The organism is Polaromonas sp. (assembly GCF_010365105.1).
GTDB lineage: Bacteria > Pseudomonadota > Gammaproteobacteria > Burkholderiales > Burkholderiaceae_C > Polaromonas.
The window spans coordinates 51,801-58,578 of the sequence record NZ_JAAFGZ010000036.1; the positions used below are offsets into that span (position 1 = coordinate 51,801).

A 6,778-nucleotide genomic window follows, 5' to 3' on the forward strand; every position below is an offset into this window, starting at 1 on the left:
GCTATTTTCATGAAACAACTTTCAACCAGCGGCCAGCAGGCCGTCAACGACATCGCCCAGTGCCACGGATTCAGCCCCGACGCGGTCACGAGCATGCTTGAATCCGTCATCCATGGCAACGGCAGCATGGCGCAGTTCAACCACCCCGAATTCAGCGGCTCCGGCCAATGGATGAGCGGCGGCATGACCATGGTGTCCGACATGTTCAACAACCAGCTCAAGGGCCGCGTCGATGCCCTGTGCGCCGAACTTTCAAGGCTGGTGGCAAGCCAGCCCGACCTGATCAGGACCGGCAGTTTCCAGTCGCAAAACCAGAGCGGCCAGCAGCAAACCAGCCATGACAGCGGCGCGTACCCGGACGCCAATGCGACGATGAGTCCGTCGGCAAGCCTGTTTGCCGCGCCGGCCCCCGGCGCGTCGTCCGACTGGTGGCCGTCTGACCTGCGCTGGCCCAACAGCACCGGCGCCCAGAACGGCGTGCGCTATGCCTGCTTTGCACAGGCGCGCCGCCTGGCCATCGAAATCAATGGCAGCGTCACCGTCTATGACACGCAGGACCACCAGCTCGGCGGCTTTTCGCAGCAGCAGTCTTACGGCAGTTCGGTCACCTTTTCCAGCCAGTACGGGCTGGTGGATGTGACCCGCCTGCCGGTCGTGTCGGTCAATGGCGTGCAGCAAAACCTTGACGCAGCCGGCCACACCAACGGCTCGGGCGCAACGCAGGCAGCAACTCCTGAATTCCGGCCGGCCGCATTCGCAGCGCCAGCCCCCTTCCCGCTCCAGCCGGAATTGCAGGCCCGCCCCGGGAACAATCCCACGCCAGGCGATGCGGACATTTTCCTGATGATCGAGAAGCTGGCCGACCTGCGAAGCCGCGCCATCATCAGCGACGAAGACTTCAACACCAAGAAAACCGAATTGCTGGCACGGCTCTAAAACAGCCGGCGCAAGTTGCCCCGCGTACCCCGTCAAGGCGGGTAGGACGCATCCGACAGGCTTGCCTGTTGACCACTGATTGCACAGTTGACGCAAAAAGCGGACGCTGTGCGCTGTGCAACTCCCGAGCCTTGACGTGTCCGCCATCTTCGACATCACCCACACCACCCATTACCGGTATGCCCAGCAGGTCATGCTGGGCGAGCACTGGGTGCAATTCCGCCCGCGTGACAGCCATGACTTGCGTGTACTGGCTACGGACATGCAGGTCACGCCTGCGCCGGTGGACATCCGCATGTTTCAGGATGCCTATTCCAACTCCATCGCCAAGATCCAGCCACAAAGCCCTGCGAACGAGTTGAAGGTGGTGTGCATGTCGTCGGTCGAACACACCGGCACCCGCGCCGTCAACTTTCCCATGAGTTCGCGCGCCCGGCAGTTTCCGCTAGCCTATGGCGACGAAGAACGGCTGGTGCTGCGGCACTACCTCGCTCCCTACTACGACGATCCCGGCGGCATCCTGCAGGACTGGGCCAACCAGTTCATCCGGCCCGACGAAACCACCGGCACCCGCGAGCTGCTGGTGGAAATGACGCAATTCATCCGCGACTCCATGACCTACCATGTTCGTCTGAACCCCGGGGTGCAGACGCCGTATGAAACACTGCGGCTGAAAAGCGGCGCCTGCCGGGACTTTGCAACCCTGATGATCGAAGCGGTGCGCCGTCTTGGCTATGCGGCACGCTTCGTTTCGGGCTACCTGTACACGCCGTGGCTGGACACCGAAGACCAGCAGAGCCACGGCAATGGTTCCACGCATGCCTGGGTGCAGATTTACCTGCCCGACGCAGGCTGGATTCCGTTCGATCCGACCAATAACCTGATCGGCGGGACCGACCTTATTCCCGTCGGCGTGGCCCGCCATGCCAGTCTGGCCAAGCCGCTCAGCGGATCCTGGGACGGCTCGCCGGGAGACTTTCTGGGCATGGATGTCACTGTCCAGGTCCGCAAGCGAGGCTGAACCGGGTCCAGCAGCCCGCAACGGCTGGCTTCGTCCTACACCACCAGTTCCGGACTGCCGATGGGCTGGCTGCGCCACGGCTGGTTTAATTTACAAGTTTGTGAAACCGCTTGAGCCATGCCTCAAGACCTCCTATTGCCCTGCAGGAACTCCGATGAACGATACCTTGATGAACGACCCCGGCGTTGCCTTGTTGCCTCAGGGCAACCTGGCGCTCGCTGCCACCGTGGCGCAGCCATTCAATACCAACCGGCTGCAAATTGACTCGACGCTGGACTATGTCGTCGATGGCCCGTCCGAGTTTGTATTTCTGATCCATGTGGCCAACGGCATGGGACAGACGCTGGTTCAGGAAAACTTGCAGATCGAACCACCCACGCCCTTCAGAACCTATTGCGACGGCCAGTCGGGCAACCGCTTCCTGCGCTTTCAGGCCCAGCCGGGCCCGCTGAAGTTGGTCTATCGGGCCCTGGTGGACCGCATGATCGAGCCGGCCGATGTCAATGCCCCCGAAGTACCGGTGCACGAGTTACCGGACGATGTGCTGCATTACCTGACGCCGACCCGTTACTGCGAATCCGACCTGCTCGGGCCGAATGCCGCCGAACTGTTTGGCCAGTTGCCTCAGGGCTACGCTCGCGTGCAGGCTATTTGCGAATGGGTTCGCGGCAACGTTGAATACCGCATCGGCTCGACCAACGCGACCACGACAGCGCGCGAAGTCTTCATGCAGCGGGCCGGTGTGTGCCGGGACTTTGCACATCTGGCGCTGACCTTTTGCAGGGCGCTGAACATTCCGGCGCGGCTGGTCAGCGGTTACGCCACGTTTGACGAGCCACCACCGGACTTTCATGCTGTTTTTGAGGCTTACCTGGGCGGGCGCTGGGTGCTGTTCGACCCGACCGCGATGTCGCCGCTGGACCAGATCATTCGCCTGGCCCATGGGCGCGACGCGAAGGATGTGGCCTTTGCCACCATTTTCGGACCCGCGCACATGGTCTCGATGAGCCCTGATGTGGTGCTGGTGAACCGCAACGCGGCCCTTGCGGGATAAGCAATCAAGCGCGGTTGCCGCTGCGCAAGGTTTCAAAAAAACCTCTTTCGCTACGTATTTCATAGCTACAAATGCAAGCCAGTCCTGCGGAAAAGGCCTATTTAATCTTATTTATAGCCTTCCGGGTTGCTGCTTTGCCAGCGCCAAGCATCCAGGCACATGTCGGCCAGGCTGCGGCTGGCGGTCCAGCCCAGCAACTGCTGCGCAAGCGCCGGGTCGGCATAGCACTGCGCCACGTCGCCTGGCCGGCGCGGGGCGATCTGGTAATTGACGGGCCGGCCGCTGGCCTTTTCAAACGCCTTGACCACTTCAAGCACGCTGTTGCCGCAGCCGGTTCCCAGGTTGACGGTGAAGCTTTTCCGGGTTTCCAGCAGCGCCTGCAGCGCGGCCACATGCCCTTCGGCCAGGTCCTGCACGTGGATGTAGTCGCGCACGCCGGTGCCGTCCGGCGTGGGGTAGTCACTGCCATACACGTTCAGGAACGGCCGCTTGCCAATCGCCACCTGCGTGACGAAAGGCATCAGGTTGTTGGGAATGCCGCTCGGGTCTTCGCCGATCAGGCCGCTGGTGTGCGCGCCGACCGGGTTGAAATAGCGCAGCACGCCAAGCTGCCAGGACGGGTCGGACACCTGCACGGCCGACAGGATGTCCTCGATCACGAGCTTGGTGTGGCCGTAGGGGTTGGTGTGGCTGCGCGGAAAATCTTCGGTGATGGGCACCGACGCCGGATCGCCATAGACCGTGGCGCTGCTGGAAAACACCAGCGTCCGGCAGCTTGACGCCTGCATCGCCTCCAGCAGGCTGACTGCGCCGCCAATGTTGTTGCGGTAGTACTTGAGCGGCTGGGCCACGCTTTCGCCGACGGCCTTGTCGCCGGCAAAGTGAAGCACGGCAGCAATCTGGTGGCGCGCCAGCACGTCGCCGACCCAGGGCGTGTCGAGCACATCGCCTTTTTCGCACGCCACGGTCTGGCCGGTGATCTGCTGCAGGCGCTCCAGCACGGCCGGATGGCTGTTGGAAAAGTTGTCCAGGATCACCGGGGTAAAGCCCGCCTCGATCAGCGCGACGCAGGTATGGCTGCCGATGTAGCCGGCACCGCCGGTCAGGAGTATGTTCATGAAAAGGGTGGCCTGTTGGATTGAAAGTGTCTGCACGGCCTGCACTGCCCGGCACAGTCCCGCATGGCGGGCCGTCCCGGCAGGAATCAAGTCTGACGCCTGCGTTCCGTCTGATTATGATCAAAAAGCCCGTTTGCGCAATACCCGCCTACACAAGCCGCTATGGATTCAGGAGTTATTCAAATGCTCCGCAGGTAGCTGGACCGCAGCCCCGGCGGCCTTCAATCTAAATCAACCTACAGGGTGCGGGCGCCGAAAGTGTCGCAGGCCTTGACGCTGCCCTTCTTCAGGCCGGTGTCAAACCAGCGCTGGCGCTGGGCGCTGGTGCCATGGGTGAAACTTTCAGGCACGACGGCGCCGCGGCCCGCGCGTTGCAATGCGTCGTCGCCAATCTGGGCGGCGGCGTTCATGGCTTCCTCGACATCGCCCTGCTCCAGGATCTGCCGGGCGGACTGGGCGTGGTTGGCCCAGACGCCGGCAAAGCAGTCGGCCTGCAGTTCCAGGCGAACGCTCAATCCGTTGTATTCGACCTTGCTCACGCGGCTTCGCATCTGCTCCATTTTTTCGCTGATGCCGAGCAGGTTCTGCACATGGTGGCCAACTTCATGGGCGATCACATAGGCCTGGGCAAAGTCGCCGGGTGCGCCCAGCTTGTTTTTCAGGGTTTCGTAAAACCCGAGGTCGATGTAGACCTTCTGGTCGCCGGGGCAGTAAAAAGGCCCCATGGCCGCCTGACCCTGGCCGCAGGCAGTTTGCGTGGCGCCACGAAACAACACCAGCCGGGGCTCCTGGTAGGTGCCGCCGCCCTTGGCAAACACGTCTTTCCAGACGTCTTCAGTGTCGGCCAGCACGGTGGACACGAAGGCGGCCATGCGGTCGTCGGCTGGCGGCCGCTGCGCCGGGGCTTGCTGCTGCACCTGTGCGGTGGGCGCTCCCCCGCCGCTGAACATGCTCAAAAGGGTCAGCGGGTTGATGCCGAATATCCAGCCGCCCACCAGCGCCACGACGATGGTGCCGACTCCGATGCTGCGCCCGCCCAGCAGGCCGCCACCGCCGCCAAAACCGCCGCCGCCGTCGCTGCGCCGGTCCTCTACATTGTCAGATTCTCGATTGCCTTCCCATTTCATGATGCCTCCGGATACAAAGTGGTCAACAGGCAGATGCTAGCGGCCAGCCGCCTGCCTGCGGGTAAATATTCAGGATGGACGGCTTGGGGACAAGCCGCATCCAGCGCCATGCATGAAACGTCATTCAAAACGAACCGTCAGCCCCGCCAGTTCGCCGCCCACCGGACCCGATGACTCGATCTGCGTGTGCCAGGTTTGACCCGGGGCCACCGGATGGGCATCGGTCAGCGTGCCGGTGCTCACCAGGTCGCCGGCTTTCAGGACGGGTGCGCCAGGCGTGGCACGCAATGCCCGGACGAAATGCAGCAGCGCCTGCACCGGGCCATCGAGCACATTGGCGCCCCGGCCTTCGTCTTTCAGCGCACCGTCGCCGTAGAGGCGAATGGTCAGGCCGGCCAGCGCCTGGACCAGATCGACCGTGGGCGTGCCCGCCAGGACCGGGATACGTGGTCCGACCAGCAGCAGGCCATGCAGCCCGGCATCTGCCACGGCCTGGGCAGCGGTGAATTTCCATTGCGCAAAGTGCGTGTGCACGATTTCGAAACCATGCGCCACCCAGTCGAGCGACGCCACCAGTTCGTCTGCAGAGCAGTCGGGTGGCGGCGCATCACGCAGGCAAAACACAATTTCGGGTTCGATGCGTGGCTCGCACAAGCCGTCAAGAAGCAGCACCGCCGCATCTGGGGCATTGGATGGCGCCTGCGTCACGCTGCCTTGCCAGACGGTTCCCCAGATGGGCGTATCAACCTGGTAATGCGGCCAGATGTTGCGGTTGGTAAAGCCCACCTTGTAGCCCGCCGGCACGTCGCCAGCCCGGACTCGCGCTGCGCGCACTGCCAGCGCGGCTGCATAGGCCTGTGGCAGGTCCACGGGCATGGTGGCGGACCAGTCCAGCGGCAGGGCCTGCAGGCGCGCATGCTCCAGGCGGTCGGCCAGATCAGAAAAGGCGTTTGAATCAGTCATGGATTTGGGCTTCAGGAACATCGGGTCGGACTCAAGGGCCGCAGCATGGCATTGTGTCGCATGTGGCCCGAATCAGCGATGGGTAAAGGCGGCCTTCTGGAAGCCTTGCGCATCGGGCAGGACGGACACGCCAGCCTGCGCCTCGGTCTCGATCCGGGGAGTGTAGGGTGAGTGGGACATGAAGCCTGCATTGACCTGTTCCTCGCATTGCCTGCGTACCTCGCCCGAGTAGCTGGCCGCGCAGCCTGAAATGGCGGTTTGCGCCGCCTGGTACTGCGCCTGGCGAAAGCCAGCCTGCTCAACCTGTCCATTCACAACCTGAAACAGGGCCGCCAGCAGCAGCGCAAAAGTCACGCAGGCGGCGATTGTCAGCCCGGCGCGGGAGGTCAGCTTGTCAACTTTTTTTACCTGGTTTGAAACCATCGTCCAGCTCCGCTGTTTATTTAAATGCTGGAGCCATGCTACTAGGCCGTGTTCGGAAAGTTTGATGCGCTGAAGTTGTGCCATCCGGGGGGGGAAAGCTTCAGATGAGTGCCGCACGCTTTTTGAACGCCAAAGC

7 protein-coding genes are annotated in these 6,778 nt (G+C 62.7%); 3 read left to right on the plus strand and 4 right to left on the minus strand.

Annotated elements, in window-relative coordinates; genetic code table 11:
- Window positions 1-9 precede the first annotated feature (9 nt).
- The 3 genes from GZ092_RS18070 to GZ092_RS18080 all read left to right on the plus strand — a co-directional run bounded on the left by GZ092_RS18070 (window position 10) and on the right by GZ092_RS18080 (window position 3,011).
- Window positions 10-936 carry an SHOCT domain-containing protein gene (locus tag GZ092_RS18070; RefSeq protein ID WP_293638406.1) on the plus strand — a complete coding sequence of 309 codons (927 nt, stop codon included), beginning with the start codon at window positions 10-12 and terminating at the stop codon, window positions 934-936.
- A 136-nt stretch (window positions 937-1,072) separates the two neighbouring features.
- Window positions 1,073-1,957 carry a transglutaminase family protein gene (locus GZ092_RS18075; RefSeq protein ID WP_293638407.1) on the plus strand — a complete coding sequence of 295 codons (885 nt, stop codon included), beginning with the start codon at window positions 1,073-1,075 and terminating at the stop codon, window positions 1,955-1,957.
- Window positions 1,958-2,111: 154 nt separating this feature from the next.
- Window positions 2,112-3,011, plus strand: a complete 900-nt coding sequence (locus GZ092_RS18080) for a transglutaminase family protein (RefSeq protein WP_293638408.1) — start codon at window positions 2,112-2,114, stop codon at window positions 3,009-3,011.
- Between the two features lie 107 nt (window positions 3,012-3,118).
- On the opposite strand, the gene galE is transcribed toward GZ092_RS18080, so the two are convergent.
- The 4 genes from galE to GZ092_RS18100 form a co-directional block, all read right to left on the minus strand.
- A complete protein-coding gene (galE, locus tag GZ092_RS18085; protein WP_293638409.1) occupies window positions 3,119-4,129 on the minus strand; it encodes a UDP-glucose 4-epimerase GalE in 1,011 nt (336 codons plus the stop codon).
- Window positions 4,130-4,365: 236 nt separating this feature from the next.
- On the minus strand, window positions 4,366-5,256 hold the full coding sequence (locus tag GZ092_RS18090; protein WP_293638410.1) for a neutral zinc metallopeptidase: 891 nt from the start codon (window positions 5,254-5,256) through the stop codon (window positions 4,366-4,368).
- Between the two features lie 120 nt (window positions 5,257-5,376).
- Entirely contained in the window at window positions 5,377-6,219 is an 843-nt protein-coding gene (locus GZ092_RS18095) for a hydratase (protein WP_293638411.1), read from the minus strand.
- A gap of 72 nt (window positions 6,220-6,291) precedes the next feature.
- A partial coding sequence (locus GZ092_RS18100; RefSeq protein WP_293638412.1) for a hypothetical protein occupies window positions 6,292-6,778 on the minus strand: 487 nt, incomplete at its 5' end.

What these genes read in the sequence shown, in the direction of transcription:
- GZ092_RS18070 (WP_293638406.1), top strand. Translation starts at nt 10, where the DNA reads ATGAAACAACTTTCAACCAGCGGCCAGCAGGCCGTCAACGACATCGCC.
- GZ092_RS18080 (WP_293638408.1), top strand. Translation starts at nt 2,112, where the DNA reads ATGAACGATACCTTGATGAACGACCCCGGCGTTGCCTTGTTGCCTCAG.
- galE (WP_293638409.1), bottom strand. Translation starts at nt 4,129, where the DNA reads ATGAACATACTCCTGACCGGCGGTGCCGGCTACATCGGCAGCCATACC.
- GZ092_RS18090 (WP_293638410.1), bottom strand. Translation starts at nt 5,256, where the DNA reads ATGAAATGGGAAGGCAATCGAGAATCTGACAATGTAGAGGACCGGCGC.
- GZ092_RS18095 (WP_293638411.1), bottom strand. Translation starts at nt 6,219, where the DNA reads ATGACTGATTCAAACGCCTTTTCTGATCTGGCCGACCGCCTGGAGCAT.